The sequence below is a fragment of the Streptomyces sp. NPDC047853 genome (assembly GCF_043204535.1).
In the GTDB taxonomy this organism is placed as follows: domain Bacteria; phylum Actinomycetota; class Actinomycetes; order Streptomycetales; family Streptomycetaceae; genus Streptomyces.
Window position 1 is genome coordinate 53,345 of the sequence record NZ_JBIDCI010000008.1, and the last position, 23,879, is coordinate 77,223.

General features: G+C 76.4%; 2 protein-coding genes (1 of these 2 cut by a window edge). Both read right to left on the reverse strand.

Annotated elements, in window-relative coordinates; genetic code table 11:
* The gene (locus ACGF5T_RS17090; RefSeq protein ID WP_366767027.1) at positions 1-609 is read right to left on the reverse strand and encodes a type VII secretion system-associated protein; all 609 of its coding nucleotides are present in this window, start codon (positions 607-609) and stop codon (positions 1-3) included.
* Positions 602-23,879, reverse strand: partial view of a lonely Cys domain-containing protein gene (locus tag ACGF5T_RS17095; protein WP_366767028.1) — the 3' portion only. The gene runs 5,534 nt beyond the window's last position; only the last 23,278 of its 28,812 coding nucleotides appear in the window; the start codon falls outside the window, past its right edge; its stop codon occupies positions 602-604. The genes ACGF5T_RS17090 and ACGF5T_RS17095 overlap by 8 nt, the downstream gene beginning before the upstream one ends.

Below are 23,879 nucleotides of genomic sequence, written 5' to 3' on the forward strand. Positions count from 1 at the left end.
TCATTCCGGCGGTGTTCCCCCTTCCAGCAGTGCGGCGAGGCCGTCCGTCGGCAGCACCATGCCGACCGGTGCGCTGCTGTTGAGGTAGAGGCCGTGGTCCGGGGGGACGCGGGCGAGGAGGGCGCTGACCGGGAGCTCTGCGAAGGCCAGGCGGCCGGCGGCGTGGAGGTGGCGGGGGGAGGTGTAGGCGAGGACCACCGGTGTGCCGTCGGGTGCCGAGGCGCGGACCGGTTCGCCGTCGGCGGTGACCAGGACGGCGACCTCGGCGCCGGACAGGGCCTCGGTGACGGCCTCGGCGGGGCCGTAGCCGGTGGTGGCCAGCTGGATGGCGCGGTCGATGTCGTCGGCGGGCTCGGGCCAGCCCATCGCTTCCGGGGACGGCCGGTACTCCGGGTTGTCCTCCCACTCGACGATCGTCCCGTCGGAGTCGGAACGCCACTGGCCGACGACGGCCCAGTCGGGCGGTGGTCCCTCGCCCTGCCAGGCGGGGTCGGGCAGGTAGAGCCAGTGGTCGGGGGCGAGTCCGGCGGCCCGGACGTACTCCTCCGGGGGCGCGGGGTCCAGGGTGGTGTCGGCGGCGGCAGGCGTCTTGGCGCCGGGCTCACTCATCTCGTCCTCTCGTCCCGTGTTCTGTCGGTGCGGGCGGGGCGGCGGCCTCGCTCACGTCGTCGTCATCGTCGTCGGGGTGCGGGCCGGGCCGGGCGGCGGGCCTCGCGAGGGGTGCCTGGATCGGGCGCGGTGCGTCGCCCGGGGCCGTGGCCTGGGCGGGGCGGGCCTTCTGCCAGGCGTCGGCGTCCGGTTCGGCACCGTCCGGCGTCGTCCGCAGGGTGAGGAACGGCTTGCCCGGGGCGCCGGGTGGGGACAGGTCCGCCGGGAAGCCGGTCCACCACACGGTGCGGCCGAGGCGCTGGGCGATCCGCTCGGCGAGGTCGCCGGGGTCGCCGTCGTGGGCCGAGAACGCGAGGACGACCGGGACGTCCAGTTCCCTGCCCGTCAACGACGTGTCGTGCGCGAGGAGTTCGAGGAACTCGCCGATCGGCACGCGGTACGTCTCCCCGTCGAAGGTCAGCTCCAGGACGTCGGGGGCGTTGCCGTCCGGGGTGACCCGTACGAGGTAGGGGGCGGGGCCCTTCCGGTCCGCCCACGGCGTGTCCGTCATGCCGCTGGGTGTGCCGAACCGGGCCAGGTCGACCGTCGCCGGCGTCCGCTCGGCGGTGTAGTCGCGGCCGTCGCCGCTCCCGTCGCCGCCCGTGGTGCGCACGCCGGTGGTGGCGTAGGCCCCGGACTCGTCCAGGTCGTAGGCGGCCGCCACGTCCGGGTCGGTGGCGTCCCGGCCCGCCGCGAAGGCGCGGGTGAGCAGGTCGAGGAGGGTGCCGCGGTAGCCGTTCGGCCGGGTGCCGGGCGGCAGGTGGAGCACCTTGGGCACGCGGGTGTCGAGGTTCGTGCCGGGGGCGCTCAGGATCTCCTCGGCCTTGACCCGGGCCCAGAACATCCGGGACCGCTCGGGCTCGCCCATCTCGTGCGGGCCGGACAGGTCCAGGGCGGTCACGGCCTCGTCCTCCAGGTCGCCGCCCCGCATCCACTGCGCGGCGGCCTCGATCGCCGGAACCTCCACGAAGCCCACCAGGTCGTCACCGGGCCATGCGGCCCAGTGGTCGGCCGCCGCGGCCAGCACGCGGCGCACGACCGCCCGGTCCACGCCGGACGCCGCCTCCGGGTGCGCCGCGACCACCCGGTTGAGCAGGTCCAGCGTGAACGGCCCGGCGGCGTCGAAGTCCGTGTCGCCGCGCCACATGTGGTCCACGGCGGCCACGCCGCGCAGCAGCTCCGCGAAGTCGGGTGCGTCGTCCACGTCGTGGCCGAAGGTCAGCCGCAGCGCCCGCACCAGGCGCAGCGTTCCGGCGCGCATCTCGTCGGAGACCTCGCCGCCGCCGGGACTCAGGCCGGCGACCGCCGCCAGCCGGTCGAGGTCGGGCCCCTCGGGGTCGGGGCGGAACAGGGCCCACGCCCGGTGACGGCCCTGCGCGTCGGCGAACAGGGTGCGGGTGTAACGGCCGTCGTGGCTGCGGGTGCCCTGCGAGCCGTAGGACAGCCGGACGCCGCGGCCCGTGGAGGTGGCGAGCTGCTGGCCCAGGGAGAGGCTGCTCAGCGGGTCGGGGACGAACGGGCCGGCGTAGGCGTCGCTCGCCGTGTTCGGCGGCACGGGGACGGTGCGGTCCCCGGGGACGCCGCTCCAGCAGACCACGAAGTCGATCCAGTGGTCCTTCGGCAGGGTCGACAGGCTCTTGCGGCGCCTGAGCCACGGCCCGGCCTCCCGCTCGTCGACCGGCCTGACGGTGCCGTCCCTCATCGCCAGGTGCAGGCGGCCGGGCGAACCGTGCGCGTCCAGGCGGTACGCGGCGCTCTCCGCGCCCGGACGCGGCAGCTCGTGCTCGGCGGAGATCCGCCCCGTGGCCGGGTAGTAGTGGACGTACGTCGACATCCGGTCCAGGTGGCGGTCGTCGTCCTCGAAGGCGGTCGCCCACTCCGCGGCGTGGTGCGAGGCGCGGCCGATCTGTCGGCCCGTCAGCGCGCTGACGATGGGGCGGGTGGCCACCTGCTGGTACCAGTCCGGCACGTCCTCGTCGGGGTCGGGTGCCAGGCCGGGCCCGCTCGCGGTCCAGTCGCCCGCGGGGGCCCCGGGGCGCCGGATGGTGTCGACGGTGCTCACGCCCTGGTCCGAACTGAGCGTCACCTCGCCGCTGTGCGCCCAGACCGTCAGGCCGGTGCGGTCCGCGAGCGTGCGCGGCAGGTCGAGGTACTGGTCACCGGCGAACGGGACGGCCAGCACGATCGGCGTGTCCTTCGGCAGTCGCTCGCGTGCCACGTCCGCCGCGACGAGCTCCACGAACTCGTCGACGTCCAGGTGCCGCGTCGAGCCGTCCGGCAGCAGTGCCTCCACCCTGTCGTGCCGCCCGCCCGCCGCGACCACGTACGGGGTGACGCCCCGGGGCCAGGGGGTCGGCCGTGTCTCCGCGATGTCGTACGGGCCGGGCCCGGTGTCCTCCAGTACGTCGCTGCGGGTGGTGTCCAGTTCGGCGGCCTCGCTGGTGTCCGGGGCCCAGTTGAGGCCGGGGACGCGGCGGCCCCCGGCGGTGAAGTGGCGGGCGCGGCCCGGTCCGGTCACGCCCAGCTCGGTGAGGTGGAAGGCGGCCAGGGCCGGCAGGCTCGTCGCGCGACCGGCCGCGGCGGCCCTGTTCACCAGCCCGAACAGGGCCTCGCGGATGTCCTGGTCCACGGACGTGCCCGGGGCGAGGTGCAGGACACGGGCGGCGAGGGCGGCGACGTCCAGCGGGCCGTGGCGCAGGGTGCGGTGGCGGCGGCGCAGGGCGTCGAGGGTCTGCGTGGCGGCCGCGTCCGGCGCCTGGACGACGCGGATCGTCGCCTGCCGTCCCAGGTCGGCCCGGCCGACGCCGGCGAGGGCGCCCGTGCCGGTCCAGTCGTCGGGCACCCGGTTCATGGCCAGCGCCTTGACGCGGAAGTCCTGGGCGGTCAGGCGCGGGGCGTCGGCGGGGAGGTGCTGCTGCAACCGGCGAAGCGCCTGCGTCAGCTGTCGCACGAAGTGGTTGCGGGCGGCCGTCGCGCGCTTCAGGCCCCGGTTGCCCTGGCCGTCGGCGCCGTAGCCGGTGACCTCGACGCGCGGTGGGGCCCAGCCCTCCCGGCGGTTGTGCAGTCCGGCGGCGGCCACCTGGTGCGCCAGCCGCTCGATGGTCTCCAGGCCGGTCGCGGACGGGGCCGTCGCCTCGCGCGCGTACGCCACGAGGCTACGGGGAGGGAGCGCGGACGGCGCCGGGGCCACCGGGCCCGTGAAGAGCGGCTGGGTGAGGGTGGTGGGCGCGGGGGCGGGAAGAGGTGGGGGCGCGGGCGCGGGAGCCGAGGTCGTCTCCACGCCCTCCATGGGGTCCCCCGCCGACGAGGAGCGGGCCTTGGCGGCGCTTTCCGGCGCGGCGGTCTCCGTCTGCCCGTCGGCCGCGTCCAGCGCGGTCGGGGCCTGGGCGGTGAGGACCGGGGTGGCGGGGGCCGGGGTGGCGGGGGCCGACGCGGGCGAGTCGCCGGACGGGTCGAAAGCGAAGGCTGTGAAGTCGAAGGCGGTGATGTCGAGGCCGGCGAGGTCGACGTGGTCGAGGTCCGCGCCGGCCAGGACGGCGAGGTCGAGGTCGGCCGCGGTGTCCGCCGCCGTGCCCTCGGCGGAGTCCTCCGCGAGGTCGAGGCTGGTGGTGTCCGGGATGGGATCGTCCGACGCGGTGTCCCCCGCCGTGCCCTCGGCGGGGGACACCGCGTCCGGGGCGGGCGCGGTCCAGCGCGGGCGCAGGCCCAGGTCGGAGCGGAGGATGTCGGCGAGTTCGGCGGCGGACTCGGCGTCCGTAGGCCCGGTCAGCGCGTGGTCCGCGACCCGGCGTACCGCCTCCTGGAAGGCCTCGCCCGCGTACCGGTAGTCGGCACGTGCCTCGTGCGGCTCGGCCGGCAGGACCAGGACCACGGCGGCGGCCCAGGCACGCACGGTGTCGGCCTCGTCCGAGCCCTCGGGAGCCGCGGCGACGAAGTCGGCGTACGCCCGCGCCCACACCCGCCGTGCGGCGTTGGCGGCCGCCGTGTCCGACGCGGCCGTCCAGGCACCGGGGCCGGTCATCCTGATCCGGGCCAGGTCGAGCGGTGGCAGTGCGGCAGCGGGGAGCCGGTCGTCGCCGCGCAGCGCCATCTCGGTGCGCAGGCCGACGGAGAGTGTGATGCCCGCCGCCTCCAGGTCGCGCGGGCCGACGGTCTCGTCCTCGGCGGGGGACGACTGCGCGGGCGGCAGGTCGGTCCCGGTCAGCCGGTCCGCGATCCAGCGGCGGGCGTCGGCGTCCCCCGGGACGGAGGGCGCCGCGGCGCCCTCCCCGCTCCCCCGCTCGGCCTCCCGCGCCGCGCCCAGGGTCTCCGGGGCGGTGCCCAGGGTCCGCAGTCGTGCCTCGGCGTGCTCCAGCCCGAGGCGCGCCGCGTCGGCCTCGGCGCGGGCGTCCGCGACCGCCGTCTCGTCGCCGCCGGCCCGCTCCGTCGTGGCTGCCTCGGTGGTGGCGCGTCCCAGTGCGGCCAACGCCCGCGCATGGGCGTCCCAGGCGGCGGCGAGGGCACCGGCGGGCCCGGACAGGGGCTCTGTCGGCGCGTCCGTACGGTGCGTGGGCGCGGAGTTGGTGGTCGGCGCGACCGGGCCCGTGGCGTCGGCCGCCGGGTCGCCCTTGGGGCGGCCGGTCCGGTCCCAGGTGCCGGTCGGGGCCGGCTGTCCGTCGGGGCCGGGCAGCATCGCGACGGTGTAGGTGCCGGTCGCCGGGTCGTGGTGGAGGGTGGTGGCGCCGCGGGTGGTCCACCAGTTGCGGGCCGAGTTGCGGGTGCCCTCGTCGGGGAGGCTGCCCCGCGGCGGCCGGGTTCCGGCCGGGCTGCCGTGCGGGACCACGGCGATCACCTCGGTGTTGCCGGCCTTCCCGAGCAGTTCCGCGTCGTGGAAGACCAGTTCGCCGAACTGCCGGGCGGGCACCGCGGCCGGGGTGGGGCCCGGCAGCACGAGCCCGTCGGCGTCGCCGTCGGCGACGTAGACGAAGGGGGTGGGGCGGCCCGGCTGCGTCACCCAGGGCGCGGGCTCGCTGCCGACCGGGACCAGTGAGCCGTCGGGCCCGCGCCCGAGCAGGGTGATCACGCTCGGGTCGAAGGTGCCCGAAGGCCGGTCCGTGCCGTCCAGGGTCCGGCCCCATGCGGTGCCGTCGGCGTTCCTCAGCAGCCGTTCCGGTGCCAGTGCGCCCTGCTGCTCCAGGTGGTGGGCGGCCAGTTCGTGGATCCGGCGCGGGTCGCGGCCCACGGCGGCCGCCTGCCGGGCCACGGTCACCGCTTCGCCGAACCGAGCCGGGTCGGGGGCGGGCAGGTGCAGCACGGCGGCGGCGAACACGCCGCGGTCCACCCTGCTCGTCACCATGGCGACCTTGAACGACGCCCACACCAGCCGCGACCACTCGGTCTCGCCGACCGGTGCCGTGGCGTCGAGTCCGAGGACCTGCCGGGCCAGGTGCTCGCGCTGCGGGGACGCGGCGAGGCCCGCCAGCAGGTGGGCCAGGTGCGGAAGGGCGAGCCAGTCGCTCAGCGGACCCCGCTGCCCGGCGTCGAGGCGACCGGCGGCCTCGGTGAGGAGGCGGCGGTGGTCGTCCGGGGTGACCGGCGGTACCGGCCCCGGGGCGAGTCCGGCCGAACGGTGCCGGCCGAGGATCCGCTCGTACAGGTCCAGGGTGAAGCGGCGCGCGCCGTCGCGGTTCAGGGCCGGGTCGGCCTCGTGCATCAGGTCGAGCGCGCCCATGCCGCGCAGCAGTACCGGGTACTCCGGGCTGTCGTCGACCGCGGGGCCGAAGATCTCGCGCAGCGCCCGCACCAGCCGCAGGGTCCGCTCCCGTACGGCGTCCGGGGCGGCGCCCGTACCGGTGTGCAGTGCGGCCTCGCGGGCCGGCCCGTCGAGCGCTTCGCCGGCCGGCTCCGGCCGGAACATGACCCACCGGTGAGCGCGGCCGCGCGCGTCGGTCACAAGGTTGACGTATGTCTCGGGATCGTTGTGCCGGGCCGGGCCGACCGAGTTGGAAAGGACGGTCGCGAACACCGTGCGGCCCGTCTCGTTCGCCATGTGCTGGCCGGTCGCCACGACCGCGAGCGGGTCGGGCACGAAGGGCAGCGGTCCGCTGATGTCACCGCCGAGGACGCCGCCGATTCCGGGGCGTGCCGCGGCGTAGCAGATGAGCGGCACCACGGGGTGTCCGGGGGCGAGCGCGGTGAGGCTGCGGCGGCGGGCGAGGGTGCGCGCGAACCGCGGCCCGTTGTCCTCCCTCGGGCCTTGCGGGGTGTGCCACATGACCGTGCCCGGGGCGCCGTGGTTGTTGGGGAAGTACGGCGTCGGCAGGCCGAGTTCGACCCAGGGCAGGGTGGCGGGGGTGCTGCCGTGGTCATAGCCGCTGCGCACGTAGGTGTAGGAGGTGACCGATCCGAGGCGGCTGTGTTCGAGTGTCCGTGACCAGCCGCCGTCCGCCTCCTGGGCGAGGGGCATCGAGATGTAGCCGGTGGACCGGTGGCCGTGGTGGGCGACGGAGAGGGCGGTGACCCGGTCGTCATCCGTTCCGCCGGGCGGGGTGCCCGGGGCCGCGGGTGTGTCGGCGAGCCACTGGCCCCGGGTCGTCCGCCCCTCCTCGTCGAGGAGCAGGAGCATCGAGCGGTCCGGGGCGCTCGGCGGGTGTCCGACGACCGCCCGGCCGGTGGCGGACCACACCTGTCGGCCGAGCCGGTCGGCGAGTGTGCGTGGCAGGTCCGAGGAGGCGCCGCCGGGTCGTTCGACGTGGAGGAGGATCGCGCCCGGCCGGTGGGCCAGGTCCTGGTCGAGGGCCAGCAGTTCGCGCAGCACCTCGCCGGGCACGGAGCGCGTGAACCCGCCGAGCCCGCGCACCACGACCGCGTCGTCCCGCCCGGCGGCGAGGACGAGGTAAGGGTCGGGGTCGCCCGGTGCGGGTCGCCACGGAGCGTCCTCGGTGCCGCCGTCGGCGGTCGTGCCGTCGGGGGTGCGCCGGAGCCGGCCGGTGCTGCCCGCGTCGAAGTCGCCCGGCAGGGCGCGGCCGGTCCAGTTCCGGCCGCGTGGGCGGCCTTGGGCGTCGGTGAGCCGGAAGTCCGGGTGGAACACGCCTCGGTGGGCCAGGTAGTGGGCGGACAGCGCGGCCAGGGAGGTGGCCCCCGTCGACGTGGGCAGTGTCATGAGCCGTACCAGGGCGCCGCGGGCCGCGGCGTTCACCTGCTCGGCGGGGCCGAGCAGCAGCACCCGGCGGACCATCGCGTCCAGGTCCAGGAAACCGCCGGGCGGGCGGGGGTCGGCCCCCCGCAGCCGGTCCAGCCGCTCCAGTGCCTCGGCGGCCCGGTCCCGGTCGACGTCGCCGAGGGCGCCGAGGCCGTACAGCGCGTCGAGGAGGGCTTCGCGGTGCCGCTCGGCCTCGTCGGACGTCACGTCCTGGAGCGTGGCGACGCCCGAGGAGGCGCCGGGGACCGTCGTCGCGGGGTCGCCGAGCGGGTTGGTGCGGTGCGACTCCCGGGGCTGGGGGCTGTTGAGGCCGGTGGTGGCGGGCCGGGTGTGGAGGGGGCGGGCCCCTGCCGGGCGGATCGGAAGGCCGGTCGCGGTGCGGGTACCGGTTCCGGACCCGCTCTCCAGCTCGTCGCGGAGGGCCTCGGCGTGTTCGTCGGGGAAGCGTCCGTCCCGCGCGACATGGGTGCGCAGTTCCTGCTCGCCGAAGGGGTGGATGTTCCAGTACCTGCCCAGGTTGTCCGTGTAGTCCAGGGCGCTGTCGTGGTCCGCGATGTCGTCGAGGGCGAGCTGGGCACCGCGCATCACCTCGTGGAACGTGTGGTGGTCGACCGTCAGGGAGACGGCCAGCATGCCGGCGCGGATCAGGCCGAGGTCGAGGTCGACGCCCCACTGGTCCCGCATGCGGGCGGCGTGCAGCATGAAGCGGTACGTGGATCCGGCGGTGCCGGTCGCCACCAGGCCGCCCGAGGACTCGGAACGCTGCTGGAAGCCGGCGCTCATCGCGAGGTCGTACAGGGACGTCGCCGGCAGCCAGGTCAGTCCGTGCTCGTTGACCGCGATGCGCCGCTCGGCCGCACTGAGCGGCGGGCGCGCGTCCTCCGGGCGGGTCCGGATCGTCACCGACCGCTCCAGTTCCTCGACCGCCTTCTTCTTCTGCGCGGGGGTCAGGTCCGGCGAGGCGAGGATCTCCTTGGCGCGCCGCTCGAACTCGGCGTGGGTCTCGCGCTGCCGCCGGCTCGGCCGTTCCTCGGCGATCTCGGGGTGCTGCTCCTCCCGGCCGCCGAGCATGTCGGGCACGAAGTCCTTGGAGATGCCCTCGTAGAGCAGCGCCACCAGTTCGCGCAGGTTGCCGCCGCGCAGCACCTGTTGCAGGGCGGGGCGGGAGGTGCCGACGACGCCGGCCTTGTACTTGCTGGTGTCGCCGAACAGGTCGAGGCTGTGGGGGTGCCGCTCGCGCGCCGCCTTCCACGCCGCGTTCGCCATCTTGCGGTACTCGGCCACCACGGCCTCGTGTTCGGCCAGGTACTCGCCCAACCGCTTGTCGAAGGCGAGGGACTCCTCGGCGTAGCGGATGCGTGCCATGACCCACGGCGGTGCGGCGCTGTTCCGGTGCTCCGGGCCGGGCAGCGGGGAGCGGCTGCGCGCGCGGGACGCGGCACGGCTGGGGACGGCGCCCTCGGACCGGGGCGCCGCGGACTCGGGCACCGCGGACTGGGGCGTCGCCGGCCGGGTGTTCCCGGGCGGGGCGGCCACGGGTCGGGCGATGTCCGTCGGCACGTCGGCGGTCGGCACGTCGCCCGTCGGGCGCGGGAGCGTGGCGCCGGTGAGCGAGGCGGGCGGTGTCGGCGGTGCCTGGCGGTGGTCGTCGATGTCGACGGTCACCGTGCGCCCCGCGTCGGGGTCCGAGGCGCCGCGTACCCGCTTGGCGTCCAGAGTGAGGCCGAAGTCCCGTACGGCCAGGGGTGTTCCGGCGACGCCCTGCTGCGAGGCGGCCAGGATCCGGGCCAGCCCGGCGCCGAGCTCCCTGCCGACGGCCTCGGCGCGCTTGCGGGCGCGGGCCTGCGAGCGGTTGCCGTGGCCGGTGACGGTGACCGCCGGCAGCGGCAGGCCGTGAGCCCGGTTCCACAGGCCCACGCGGGCCAGCGTCCGGGCCAGGGCTTCGATCGTGCCGTCGGCGCCCTCGGGCAGGCCGTGCTGCTCGCGAGCGAAGCGGATCGTCCGCTGGTGGGGGCGCGGGGTGTGGCCGTGGAGTACCACCGTCGTCAGCGGGTTGGCGAGCGCGGGGGATTCCTCGGACAGCAGCGCCGCGTTGACCTCGTGCGCCGACTCCCCCGGCCGCTTGCTGTACGCCCGGAAGAACCACAGGTCCTTGGGGCCGAGTACCGGCGCGGCGGCCCTGACGGCTTCCCTGGCGCGGGTGCGCGCCCGGTCCGCGGCGCGCTGGGCGAGGGCGTGCTCGGGCCGGTCCTCGTCGAAGTAGAACGGGATGCGCTCCGCGTCGTGGAGTTCGGCCAGGGCCCTGGCGGCCCGCGCGAGGTCGTCCAGACGGGCCGTCTCCGTGCCGTCCGCGCCGTCGCGCCGTGCGTCGGCCAGCCGCCGTTCGGCCGCGCGGGCGAGGCGGGTCAGGCCGTCGCCGCCGTGCCGGTCGAGGTTGTCGTCGACGATCGCGTCGAGTTCGTCGTCCGGGATGCCGCCGCCGGAGTGGGTCTCGTTCTCCAGCGTGATCTGGTGGGTGCCGTCCTCGCTGGCCAGGACGACCTGTGCGAAGTGGTAGGGCGCGTGCGGGCCGACCCGGTCGCCGGGCTTGGCGTGGTTGTGGGTGAAGAGCTGCGCGCCGCTGTCGTTGGTGGTGCTGACCGACTGGATCAGGTAGCCCTCGCCGACGCCCGCCCAGGCGTGCTCGTTGACGCCGATGCGCCGTGCCGCCGCGGACAGGAGGGCTCGGCGGGGGTTGTCCGCCGGTTCGTGGCTCAGGGCGCCGCCGTAGCGTTCGCCGGGGGTCGGGGCGCCGACGACACCGCCGGTGAACCGCTGGTCGAGGCCGGTGCGGCGGGCGGCCCAGCGCGGGGTGACGTCACCGGCGGGGCGGGTGCCCTCGGCGACCTCCGTCAGGGCCTGCGCCAGGTGGTGGGTGCCGGTGACCTCGCGGCCGTGCTGCCCGTTCACGGGGGCTGTGGCGACGGTGTCGCCGGCGGGGCCGCGGAAGGCGATGTGGGACAGGGACGCGGGCCCGGTGCCGGCCACCATCTGGGCGAAGTCCCGCGTGAAGGCGTGTTCCGCGGAGCCGGACGCGGTCAGGAACTCGGGCTCCACCCGGAAGAGGGGTTCGCCGTAGGAGCCGTCCTCCTGGGGGAGCAGGACGCCCGTCGACTCGTCGGCCTTCAGCCGTACCCCCGCTCCGGCCGCGGCCAGCCGGGCCGACGAGGCGTCGATCGCCGCGCGGGTGGCGTACGCCTGGCGCCCGCGGCCGGTGGTGCCCTCGCCGTCGGCGAGCAGCGCCAGGGTGCGGTCCTCGGAGATGTGCAGCGGCGGCCGGTCGGCCATGAGGACGGTGCCGTGGTCCTGGCTCGGCAGGAGCAGCGCGTCCGCCTCGGCGCCGGTGCCGTCCCCGGCGCCGACCTCCGCGACGTGCCGCGGGAGCGGCTCGGTGAACAGGACGCCGGTGCCGTGTTTGTCGATGACGCCGTAGTCGCGGGTGAGGAGCGGCCGGGTGCGGCGCTCGTCGATCCGCCGTTCGAGGACGAGGCGGTCGGCGAGGCGGTCGAACTCCGCGTCGCCGTCGCTGCTGGAGCGTTCGCCGTCGTCGTCGCTGTCGGGGCCGGTGTCGCTCTCGCTGTCGCTGCTCAGGTCGCGGGCGCCGGGGAGGCCGTCCCGCTCCGAGGGGTCGACCGGCGCCCAGCCCGCGCCCGTGTCGCCGTCGCGCAGGTCCAGGGCGAGCCGGGACCCGGCCGTGGGGTGCGTGGCCACGGCGACCGGTGCCTCGGGGCGCCAGACGCGACGGCCCGTGGTGCCGGCGACGAGGACGGCGAGCGGCGCGGCGATGTGCGGGGGCAGTGCCAGGACGATGTCCGCGCCGCGGGGCCGCCGGCTGTCGTAGGAGATGAGCATCGCGAGTTCGTCCAGGCGGGTCACCCGGAAGGTGCGACCCGGCATGAGGGAGACCTCGACGGCGCCGTCCGCCACCCGGGCGACGATCACGTACGGGTTCTGCCACGGTGCGGGCCGTTCGACGACCCGGCCGGTGCCGCGCAGGACGTAGGAGCCGGGCGCGGGGGCGGGGTGCTGCCCCGTGCGGCCGAAGTCGCGTCCGGCGGCGTTCCCCGCCGGGTCGCTCAGCAGGGTGCCCTCGTCCAGGGCGCCGCGTCCGGTCTCGATCTGCCGCTCGACGAAGTAGCGGGCGAGGTCGTCGGTGGTCTCCAGGTCGTCCGAAGAGGCGTCGAGTGCCAGGGAGCCGAGGAGCCGGTGGTCGGCGGGGCCCGGCCGGGCGTCGCCGGGCAGGTGCAGGACCTGCCGGGTGACGCGGTTCAGGGCGCGGAACAGCGACTGCGGTTCCTGGTCCTCGCCGGCCTCGGTCGACACCAGCGCGAACAGTGCCTCGGAGGTCTCCCTGAGCCGGTCGCCGGGGACGGTGTCCCACCGGGGGCCGAAGACCGTGTTCAGCCAGCCGGTGTCGGCCCAGCGCGGCTGCTCGTCCTCGTCGTCGGAGTCCGGCTCGTCGTCGGAGTCGTCGGACGGCTCGGACTCCTCGGGTGCCTCCCGCACCGTCGTCATCGGGCGGCCCGGGGGCAGCGACGGCGGGAGCGCGCCGTCCGGGCCGGTCTGCGGGGTGGGTTCGGGGAGCGACACGGGGTCGACCCAGGCGGGTTCGCGCCGTTCGGCCGGCGCGGCGGCCCGGGCGTCGGCCCAGCTCGTCTCCTCGGGGGAGGTGTGCGGCTCGACATCCCCGGTGACCGCGGCCCACAGCTGGAGGTGGCGTGGGCGCAGCCCGCTCGGCGCGAGGCCGTCGGGGGCCTGCTCGCGGAAGGCGCCGAGGAGGCTACCCGGCGCGTCGAGGCGGTCCGGGTTGGCCGCGTCGGGCGTCTCGTCGCGGAGGAACAGCTGGTGTCCCAGTTCGTGCGCGTACTCCTCCGGGTCCGCGTCGGCCCACCACGCCGGCTGGTTCATCGGCCGGTCGCGGCCGATCAGGTCGACGGTGAGGTGCGGGTCGTCGTCCGGGCCGACGAACTCGACGGTGACGTGCAGCCGGTCGCCGCCGGGGAGGCGGTGGCCGGGCCGGTTGTAGAACCGCTCCACGCCCTCGGCCACCCGCGCCGTGACGGCGTCGGTCGCTTCGCCGTGCGGGCGCAGGGCGAGGCGCACCGTGAGGTCGGTGACGGTGTCGCCGCCGTGGGTGAAGCGCCGTACGTCGAAGGCGGAGCGCACGACGGTCCGCGGCCGGTCGTCGATGCGGGCGGCGGGCGGCGCCGGGTCCCGCGTCAGCGGGACGCGCAGGGCGGTGGAGCCGTGGGCCGGTATCACGTACAGGGCTTCGGGGTCGGCCGCGATCCGGTGCGGCACGGGGTCGGGGTCGAGTTCGGCCAGCCGCGGGGCGAGGGAGTCCATGTTGGCGATGCGGCCGATCCAGCCGCTGTCGCCGCGCAGCAGCGTGCCCGTCGCCCGGTGCACGAAGTCGTGGCCGAAGCGCGTCCATCCGTCCGGCGGGAGCTCCGTCCCGTCGGGCAGCCTGATGTGCCCGGTGTCGGCCACCTCGTAGCGGAAGGGTTCCGCACGGGAGTCGGCGGTCCGGGTGTAGGCGTACCAGCGCCCCGGGGGTCGTTCCGCGGCGGTGGCCGGGGACTTGTCCCCGAGGTGCGCGGGCGGGGGTGTCGCGGGTGCCTCGCCGACGGGTACGACGGAGACGGGGCCGTCCGGGGCGGTGTCGCCGTGGCGGGGTCGCACGAGGGTGACCGGGCGGCCGATGGGCCACTGCTCGGCGACGGGGTCGAGGCCGTCGTCGCGGGAGCCGCCGAGCAGGCCGCCGCCCGTCCTGAGGCTGCCGCTCGGGCCGCGGGTGGCGACGTGGCGCGGTCCGCCGCGGTGGTCGTCGACCGTGATGTCCACGGTGGTGCCCGGGTCGCCGCCGGCCGACGCCCTGGGAGCGCGCGCCGAGACCGGGTCGACGGTGAACCGGTCGGCGGTGAGGTGCGGTCGGGGCGTGCCCGCCTGGAGCGTGGCGAGCGCGTCGGCCAGTTCGCGGCGGAAGGTGTCCGCGACCGCCTCGGCCCGCGCCTTGGCGGGGTCCCGGCCGACCAGGCGGGTGGCGCGCTGCCCGCTGACCGTGACGTCCGGCAGCGGCAGCCCGTTGGTGGCGTTCCACAGGCCCGTCCTGGCCACCACCTTGGCGAGGTGCCGGATGGCGTTGAGCGAGCCCTCGGGGGTCCGCTGGGCGCCCTTGTCGAAGGTGACGGAGACCGGCAGCGCCTGTTGGCCGCGGAGCACGACGGCGGTGAGCGGGTTGGCCTCGGCCGAGGGGCCCTCGGTGAGCAGTCCGGCGTTGGTGTCGTGGGCCGACTCGCCGGGCCGCTTCGCGTACATCCGCATGTACCACTGGTGCTTGCCCGGGATGACGGGTTCCAGGCTGCCGATGCGGTGCGCGGCGGCGCGCACGGCGGCCTCCAGTTTCCGCTCGGCCTCCGCGCGCTCCGGCGAGCCCGCTGCCGCGGTGTGCCCCTCCGTCTGGGCCTGCTTCGCCCGGATCAGGGCGAAGGTCAGGTCCAGGTAGCCGCGCAGTTCCGTGAGGTGCCCGTCGGCCGCGTCCGCTTCCCGGCGTTCGATCTCCCGGCGGAGCCGCGCGGCGGTCGCCCGCAGGTCGTCCAGGTCGTGGTTGCGGAGGTTGGCGTGGACCGCCCGGCGGTGGCGGTGGGTGCGCTGCGAGACGCGGGCGTGGTTCTCCAGGGAGATCTGGTGGGTGCCGTCCTCGCTGGCCAGGACGACGGTGGCGAAGTGGTAGCCGAAGTGCGCGCCGGTGGCGCCGGTCTGCGGCTTGGCGTGGTTGTGCTCCAGGCTGGCCTGGCCCTGCTCGCCGGCGGCCGCGACGGACTGGACCGCGTAGGCCTCGCCGACGTCGGCCCAGGCGTGTTCGTTGACGCCGATCCGGCGTGCGGCCTCCGAGAGGGCGTCGCGACGGGGGTCGTCCGGCCGTTCGAGGCTGAGCGCGCTGCCGTAGGCGCGGCCGGGCAGCGGCCCGCCGTGGCCGCCGGTGGGCCGGTCGTCCCGGCGCACCAGCCCGGCCGCCCAGTCCGGGTCCGCCGACTCCGGCCGTTCGTGGCCGTCCGCCACCTGGCCGAGGGCGTCGGCGAGGTGGTGGGTGCCGGTGACCTCGACGCCGTCGGAGGCGTTGACGGGCGCCGTGACGGGCGGGCCGCCGTCGGGGCCGCGGAAGACCATGTGCGAGGTGCGGGAGGTGTCGGCCAGCATGTCGGCGAAGTCCCGGCAGACCTCCTCCGTGGACTGTCCCGAGCGGGTCAGGAATTCGGGGGTCACGCGGTACAGGCGGCGGCTGCCCCCGTCGGGGGTGGGCAGGACGATGCCGACACCTTCGTCGGTGCGCAGCCGTACGGCGAGGCCCGCGCGCGCCAGTTTGACCGAGGAGGCTTCGACGGCCTCCCGCGTGGCGAAGACCTGCTGGCCGTAGGCGCCGTCCTCGACGGCGAGGGTGCGGTCGGCGGAGATGCGCAGGGCGGGCCGTCCGGTGACGGGCGTGGAGGTGTAGTCCTGCTCGTTCATGAGGAGCTCGGGGGCGTCCTCCGTGCCGGTCATCGACCGCGGGGTCTGCCAGTTGCCCCGGAGGCCGCCGGGCTTGCGGAACAGCACGCCGTCGCCGGTGTCGTCCACGATGCCGTAGGTGCGGGTGGTCAGCGGCACGGGCCGACGGGCCCGGAGTCCGTCGTCGGGTCCGGGGTCCCGCTCGTCCGGGTCGCCGGTCCCGGAGTCCTGCTGGTACAGGCCGAGGAGGTCGTCGAGGTCGCCTTCCTGACCCGGCGCGGCCGTGCTCCAGACCGTGCCGGCGCCGTCGTCGACGGGTCCGAGGGTGAGGTGGTCGGCGCCGGTCCGCCAGTCGGTGGACGGGCGCGGGGCGTGCTCGGAGTACCAGACCCGGGCGCCGGTCAGGTCGGCGACGTGGCGTGCGAGGGTCTCGATGTCGTCGTGGGGGAAGGCCAGGACGATGTCGTCGGTCCCGTGCCGGGCCGGGTCCCGGGTGACGAGCCGGGCGAACTCTCCGGCGGTGTCCAGCGTGACCGTGCCGTCGGGCGTGGTCAGCCGGACCGCGTCGCCGGCGTCCTGGGCGAGGACGACGTACGGCTTCGACCACGGCGCCGGCCAGGTGGTCAGCCGGCCGTCCGCGCCGTCCACCGCGTACGTGTCCAGGGGCGGTGTCTGGTCGCCGGTGCCGGTCCAGTTGCGCACGGTGCCGTCGCCCCGCGGGAACCGGGTCGCCCGTCCCAGGGCCCGGTCGTGGCGCCGCAGGTACGAGGCGAGGGCACCCTCGGCGGCCAGGGCGGACGGCGGGGCGTCGAGCGCGAGCGAGCCGAGGAGGGTCAGGTGTTCCTCGCCGACCCGTGTGTCGGGGCGGAGCCGCAGGACCCGCCTGGTCAGGGCGTGCAGGGCACTGAGCGCGCCGGTGGCCTCACCCGTGGTGCCGGTGTGCTCCCGGGCGAGCTGCCGCAGCGCGACGGCCGTGCCGATGAGCATCTCGGGCGAGTGGCCGCTGCGGGCGGCGGGGGTGAAGAGGAGGTCGAGGTACTCCTCGGGGGTGAGGTCCGGGCCGCCGTCCTCGCCGTCGGTCTCGTCGCCGTCGGTCTCGTCGCCGTCGGAGCTCTCGCCGTCGGTGTCTTCGGTGAACCGGAACTGTGCGAGCCGCTCGGCTTCGGTGTCCTCCGTGAAGCGGAACCGGGCCAGTGCCTCGGCCTCCGTGGGCGCGGGCCGCGGCCGGCGGTCCCCGCCCGGGTTCTCCGCGCCGGACAGCGTGTCGAGACCGAACGCCTCCTCGGGGTCGGGTTCTCGGCCCTGGTGCGGGCCGGCGCCCCGTGGGTGCGGGCCGACGTTCACGCCCCGGCCGTCGTCAGGGAAGACGGCGTGGGCGGTCGGTGCGGAGGCGTCCGGGGCCGTGCCGGTGCCGTCGGCGGGGGTCTCGATGGCCGGCCGCCTGCGGGGGGCGGTCGCGGTGGGTGACGGCAGCGGCGTGGGAGATGGCGAGGAGGCCGGTGAGGGAGCCGGCGGGGACGGCGGCAGCGGGACGGATGCCGCGTCCAGGGCCGGGTCCGTGGTCGGGGTCCGGGTCGTCGTGGTGTCCGGCGCGGTGCGGTCGGTCCCGGTCACCCGGGCCGGGGCCGGGGTGCGCTCGATCAACGGGACGAAGTCACCGCCCCGGCGGCGGAGCCGCAGGTGGGTGCCGCCGTGCCCACCGGGGCCGGGGTAGGTGTGGGCGGTGCCGTTCTCCTCGACGAGGGTGACGGTGGTGCCGGTCGCGGCGGCGGCCCAGCGGGCGACCGCCAGGTCGGCCTCGGTGGTGGTCCAGCGGGCCTCGGCGAGGTGGCGGCGCAGGTGGCCGTCCTTCGCCTCCTGGCTCGGCGCGGGGGCGCCGCGGGGCCGTACCGGGGGCGGCGGTGAGAAGAGGGCGGTCCGCTCGGCCGGGGTGCCCGGCAGGCCGTTCAGACGCATGAGTTGGGCGGGCGACGCCCCGGCACGCGACCGCAGGCGGCCTGCCTCCCGGCTGTCCGGGCTCGGCTGCGCGGCGGCGTGCCGCAGGGCGGTGGACAGGGCGCCGAAGAAGCCGTTGCCGCGGCCGGTGGGCGTTCCCTGCGTGTAGGTGGCGCCGTCGGGCGCGGTGAGGACGCCGTCGCGGGCCAGGCGGTAGCGCGGGCCGTCGCCCTCGGCGGGCGGCAGCCAGGGCGCGGTGGTGTGGCTGCGGTGGGTGGGCGGCTTGGGCGACTTGGGCGGCTTCCCGCTCGCGGCCCGGGTCTCACCGGACGTGCCGGAGGTGCCGGACGAGCCGGAGCCCTCGGGTACCGGTGCCGGCAGTGCGGTGGTGGACGGGGCGGGGGCGTGTGCGGGCAGGGCGGCGTGGAAGTGGCCGTCGGCGGCGAGGAGGACCGGGTCGGCCGCGCGGTCGACGGCGGCCGTGCCGTCACGGGTGGCGCTGTCCTGGTCGTCGCGGTACGGGAGGAAGCGCTGTTCGCGGCCCTCGCCGGTGATCACGGTCAGCGAGGTGCCGAGGAGCCGTGCGGCCAGCGCGGGCAGCAGGTCGGCGCCGCCGTGGTCACCGGCGCGGCGCCCGGGCGGGGCCGGGGTGTCGTCGGTCCGTCCGGCGTCGGCGGGCAGCGGCTCGGTGGCGAACGGGCGGGCCAGGGCGAGGGAGGCCAGCGCCGCCCGCTGCGCCGGCGTCGGCCAGAACGTCTCCGGGAGCCGGCCGAGGGCGTCGAACTCGGCCTGCTGCTCCCGGGACAGCGTGATGCCCGCGCCGTCCAGCTCCGCCTGGGTGAAGGTGTCGGCGGTGTCCGGGGCGAGGGAGTCGAGCAGGTCCCTGTTGTCGGGCCGGCCCAACTCCCGGGCGAGGCGGTCGCGGGCGGTGTGGACCGCGTCGGCGGTGACCTCGGGGTCGCCCGGGGACGCGGTGAACCGGTCGGCGAGGTCGGCGCCGAGCAGCCGGGGCAGCCGCCCGCGCTCCCGGGCCGCGGCGATGAGCGCGTGGAAGAACGAGGCGCCGTCGTGCGGTACGTCGTGGACCGCCCGCACGACGGTGCCGTCCGGTGAGGTGAGGGTGCGCGCTCCGGTGCCGTCGGGCTCGGTGACGGTGTACGGGGCCGGGGCCTCGGAGCGCCATGCGGGCTCGGTGTACTGCTGCGGCGCGTCCCGCACCGGCACCGCGGCCGAGCCCTGGTGGTGGGCGGTGAGCCGGGACGCCGCGAGGTGCAGCCGGTGGTGGTCCGCGGCGGCGGCGTCCACCCGCTCCCGCCACAGGTGGGCGTCGTCGCGGGCGGCCTGCCAGGCGCGGACGGCCGGGGACCCGGCGAGGTCCCGCGGCAGGACGGTCGTCACCGCGGACGCCAGGCCGGGGTCGCCGTCACCGAGCGCGGCGCGCTCCGCGGGGCCGAGGGAGAGCCACGCCTCCCGGGTCCGGGCGCGGGCGTCGTAGTACTCCTTCTCGGCGGCGGCGAGGTCGGCGGCGGCCTTGGCCATGTCGTCCCAGGCGGTGGCGGCCTCCTCGGGGAAGGAGGAGTCGTCCAGGAGGCCGTGGTCGCGGGCCTGGTCCTCGCGCAGCCAGACCAGGGCGGTGGTCTCGGCCTCGGCGGCGCGCGGGCCGCGCCTCGCCTTGCCGAGGGTGCGCAGGGGCCGGCTGTCGGTGATCCGGTGGTCCGCCTCGGAGACCGCCAGCCAGGTCACCGGCAGCGCGAAGAGCATGCTGCGGTCGGTGCCGAACTTGACGTGGGTGCCGAGGGTGACGTCCTCGGCGCCCTTGGGCGCGATGCCCTCGAGGGCACCGCCGACCGGGCCGGTGGCGCCGGGGTTGGTGACGCCGGCGCCGCCGGTGGCGACCAGCGGCGCGGTACCGAGGGCGCCTTCGGTGCTGTCGGTGATCCCGGCTTCCGTCGCCTGGGAGGTCTTGTGCCGCTGCATGGCCTCCATGCGGGGCGCGCTCTCGACGGCGAGCAGGCGGGCGCCGCGGCGGTGCATCTTGGCGTAGAGGCGGGAGTCGGCGGTGTGGGACTGGCCGAGGAGGCGTGCGGAGGACTGGGTGGGCAGCACGGAGCCGTCCGCGCCGAGTGCCTCGCGGAACCCGGCGGTGAGGCCGCCCTGGGAGATGGCCTCCTGCTGCGCCTGCGCGGGCGCCGTGCCGAGGGCGCCGAGCGGGGTGTGGCGGGCCATGCGCACCTGCCCGCTCAGTGCTTCGCCGGTGTGGCGCCTGCCGAGGTCACCGTCACCGAGGCCGTCGGCGCGGGCGGTGGCGAGGGTGAGCGCGTCCTCGACGTTGGCCGCGCCGCGGATGTCGACGGCGAGCATGCCGGAGCCGGTGCTGTCGTCGAACGACAGGATGTCGTCGCCGTCCGCGCGCCAGGCGGCGACGGCCTCCTGACGCGCCTGGTCGGCCGTCAGCATGCGTACCGCGCGTTCGGGTTCGGTGACGTCCTGTTCGGTGAGCGTGCCGTCGTCGCCGGTACCGGACGGCGTGAGCAGTCCGGCCGAGACGAGTTCGTGGAGCGTGCCGACGTGCGCGACGGCGCGCGGTGCCAGCAGGTCACCCGCGGAGTCGGTCATGGTGACGGTCAGGACGTAGCCGGTGACGACCTCCGCGTGCGCCTGTGTGGTGGCCATGTCGGGCATCGCGGTGCTGCCGAAGGTGTCGGTGCGGGTGCCGGCCCGCTGTCCGGTCGCCGTGCCCTGGAGGGACGGGTGGGCGGCGAGGACGTCGCTGCCCGGTGTGCGCTGGCCGGCGCCGAGGGTGAGGTCGCCGCCGCGGTCCTGGGTGACACCGAGCGCCAGGTCGCGGGCGATGGGCCGGTAGTCGTCCACCTCGTACCCGGTGCGCAGCCGCTGCACGGTGGTGTCGACGGGCGTCAGCTTGAACCGGACCTGTGCCGGGCTGCCGCCGACGGGCAGGTGGTGAGGGCTCGACCAGGTGCGGTGGCGGACCGGCAGGGTCATTCCGTCGGTGGTCAGCTCGTGCAGGTGGGCGAGGAGGAAGTCGGGCGAGAGCCGCTGCAGGACCTGCTCGCGGTCGTGCGAGGGAACGCCGGCCTTCTCCAGGCGCGGCAGGAGCTGCTGCGCCGCGCGGCTGGCGTCGAGCCGGCCGTTGGGGTGGGTCGGGAAGCGCCGGCCGCGCAGGAAGCCCGGCACCCGGTAGCCGCCGCCGAGGTTGCGCGGGGTGCCGGTGCCGAGGCCGTCCGGAGCGAGCCCGGTCTCGATGGCGTCCTGCATCGGCAGGTGGAACATGACCGCGTCCCGGACGCGGTGGAGCGCGGCGGCGGCCCGGCGTGGGGACAGCGCCCGCCCGGCGCGGTCGGAGAGCCGTCCCGCGGCCGTGCCGATCCGCTGTCCGGCCCGGGTGCCGATGGTGCCCATCGCGGCCGTCCAGCGGTCGCGGACGGCGACGGTCTCGGTGGCGTCGGCGACCACCAGGTACGTGCGTCCGGTGTACGTCAGGGTGGTGCTGCGCCCGCGGGTGACGGACTGCGCGAGGGCGCGGCCTCTGCCCCAGGCGTACTGGAGCGTGCTGCCGTAGGACCCGGACACCGGCTGGGTGCCGGGGGCCTGCTGCAGGGGCGAGAAGCTGCCCTGAAGGCCGAGCGTGGTGCGCGAGGTGGTGCTCCAGCCACCGGTGACCTTGTGGTCGTTGGCGACCGTGTTCTCCAGCGAGGCGGGCCCCGGGTCGCTCATGACCCGTACGTTGTCCAGCTCGCCGCGGAGGGCGGCCTTGAGGTAGTGCGTACGGAACGGACCGGCGCCGTTCAGGCCGGTGATGCGGGCACCGAACGGGCCGAGGTACTGGCCGAGTTGCCCGGCCACGCCGAGGTCGGCCACCGCGCGGCGCAGCGCGGTGCGGACCGGGGTGCCGGGCGCGCTGGTGTGCCAGGAGTCGCCGGAGGCGCGGTCCGCCGTCTCCTGCATGAGTTCCTGGCGTCGCGGGCCGCCCTGGGTGCTGAGCACCACGTGCGGGGAGCCGAGCAGCCGTTCGACGAGCGACCGGCTCCTCGCGTCGGTCCGGGGCATCGGACGGCTGGTGCCGTCGAGCAGTTGATCGGCCTCGGTGGCGGAGAGCCGCCGCGGGGCGGGGTCCGTGGGGGCGGACGTCGTCGGGGCCGTGGACGGCGCGGCGGACGGGTCCGCGGGGGCGTGGTGGTGGGAGCCGTGCGCGGCGGGGACGGCCAGTTCGACGCGTCCGACGGGCTCGGTGCCCCGGCGGAACAGCGGGCGTTCCGCGACCGTGCTGACGAAGACTCCGGCGCCGAGCAGTCCGGCCGTGAGCAGGCGGGGCCAGCCGCGCGGGCGCCGGTGCCCCTCGAAGTCGGCCCTGAGCTCCACCCGGTAGCTGTAGAGGTCGATGCCGCTCTGGGCCGTCAGGTGGTCGTGGGCGACGGTGACCGTGTTCCGGGTGGCCTCCTGACGGGTGTGGGCGTAGCGTCCACCGACCGTGAGGTTGCCGACCCGGCGCGGCAGCCCGGTGCCGCCCACCTTGTCGTGGTCGCGCGGCGAGACGCCGACCTCGACGCCGGCGGAGTAGGTGCTGGACTGCTGCTGTCCCTGACCGGAGACCTCGTTGCCGATCACAGCGTTGCGCAGGGTCCGCTCGTTGAGGGTGGCCTCGAACCGGCGGTCGGTCAGCCGGGCCCGCAGGGTCAGCGTGTGGTGCCCGCGCCTGACCTTGCCGTCCTCGACGAGCGTGACCGGGACGCCGGTGGTGGTCAGGTCGTCCAGCGCCTGGGCGAGGGTGGGCCGGTTCAGCGCCTCGCGCACCTGCCGCTCGTTGAACCACGCGGTCCGCAGCCGCTCGTCGCCGTACCAGAGCCGCGCCGACCGCGGGTGGCTCCGCATCGCGGGCGGGAGGAACAGCGACGGGTAGGAGGCGTGCAGGGTGTCCAGGACGGTGTCCGCGAACGTCCGCAGGGGGTCGCGCGAGGGCTCCGGAGTGCCGTCCCGCACCGGTGCCGTCTGCGGGCCGGTGGCGGGGTCGGTGCCGGAACCGGTGCCGGTGGCGGTGTTCTCGAGCGTGTTCCCGGGCCGGTCCTCGGGCGGGTTCCCGGGCCGGTCCTCGGGCGTGTCCCCGGGCGTTTCCCCGGGCGTGTCCTCGGGCGTTTCCCCGGGCCGGTCCTCGGGTCGGTTCTCGGGCAGGAAGCCCTCCGCGCGGACCTGGCCGCCGAGATGGACCGGGTCCTCCTTCCTGAGGTACCAGGGCACGGGGGGTTCGACGTCCGGGTTCGGGCCCGAACGGCCGGGCGTACGGCTGTCCCATCCGGCGAGCCTGCGGGCGTCCTGGGTGGACATCCAGTCCAGGCTGACCACCCGCACCGGCCGCGCCGCGGACGCCGGTTCGCCGGCGCCCCGGACCATCAGGGTGCGCTCGACCCGGTACAGCGCCATCGGCTGGTTGCGGACCCGGCCGGTGACCTTGCGGGCCGCGTCGGTGCCCAGGTAGTGGCCGCGCCCGGCGGCGAGGTCCGTACGGACCACCGGCCCGCCCTGCACCCGCACGTCGGTGACCGGCCCGGGGAACTGGTGGTTCGGCCCGGAGGTGACCTGAAGGCCGAACCGGGTCTCCCTGACGTGCCCGCGCTGGTTGGAGTACGTGGTCTGGGTGAGGTCGCGCACCTCGACCTTGGTCGACTCGGTGACCAGGTCGGCTCGGTGCGGCACCGAGCGCTCCACGACCAGGTGTCCCATGGGGCGTTGACCGCTCCCCCGGGTGAGCTCGGGTCCGCTGACCGGCCCGGTGAGCCGACCGAACAGGCCGAGCAGCCGCCCGGGACGGGTGTACGACACGAGGGTGCGGTGCGCCGAACTGCCGGGCCGCGCGCCGGAAAGGGCCAGCGCCACGTCCTCCGCCGGGTCCGTCAGGTACAGGCCCGTGGAGTCGAGCAGCCGCGGGTGCTCCCCCTCCGGGAAGGTGAGGGTCCGGGGCGCCCGGCGCAGCCCCTCGTAGGGCACGGTCAGGTCGTCGGGCAGCCGCCAGCTCAGCCCGTCCCGCATGCCGAACTCGGCGGTGTGCAGCAGCTGTCGCGTCCAGCGGAGGCCCGGCGCGGTACCGGTCGTACCCGTCGTGCCGGGCGTCCCGTCGGTGACGGCCGGGGCGGCGGCGGGAGGCGTCTCGGTGACGCGGTGGACCCGTACCCGGTAGTGGACATCGTCCAGGTGCAGGTGGGAGCCCTCATGGGCGCGGTACTCGGACTGCTGGTACGCCGTGGTGCCCTGCGAGTAGTCGGTGCGGCGGGCCCAGCCGAGTGAGGCACCGATCTTCAGCAGCCAGTCCAGCGGCGGGCCCATGCTCAGGGCGCCGGCGATCCGGCGTCCGAAGCCCACCGTGCGCCCGCCGCCCGTGCCGGTCTGCCCGCGCCGCGCCGTGTCCGCCTTGACCGTGCCGCCGCCCACGTCGGAGAGGCGTACCCAGCGGTGGTACGGAACGGCCTCCACCGTCATCTCGAGGCCGACGCCGGACTTCTCCCGGCCCACGAAGCGGGCGCCGCGCGGGGCGGTGAACGCCGAGGGCTGGTCGGCCAGCAGCCGCAGCAGCTCCGCC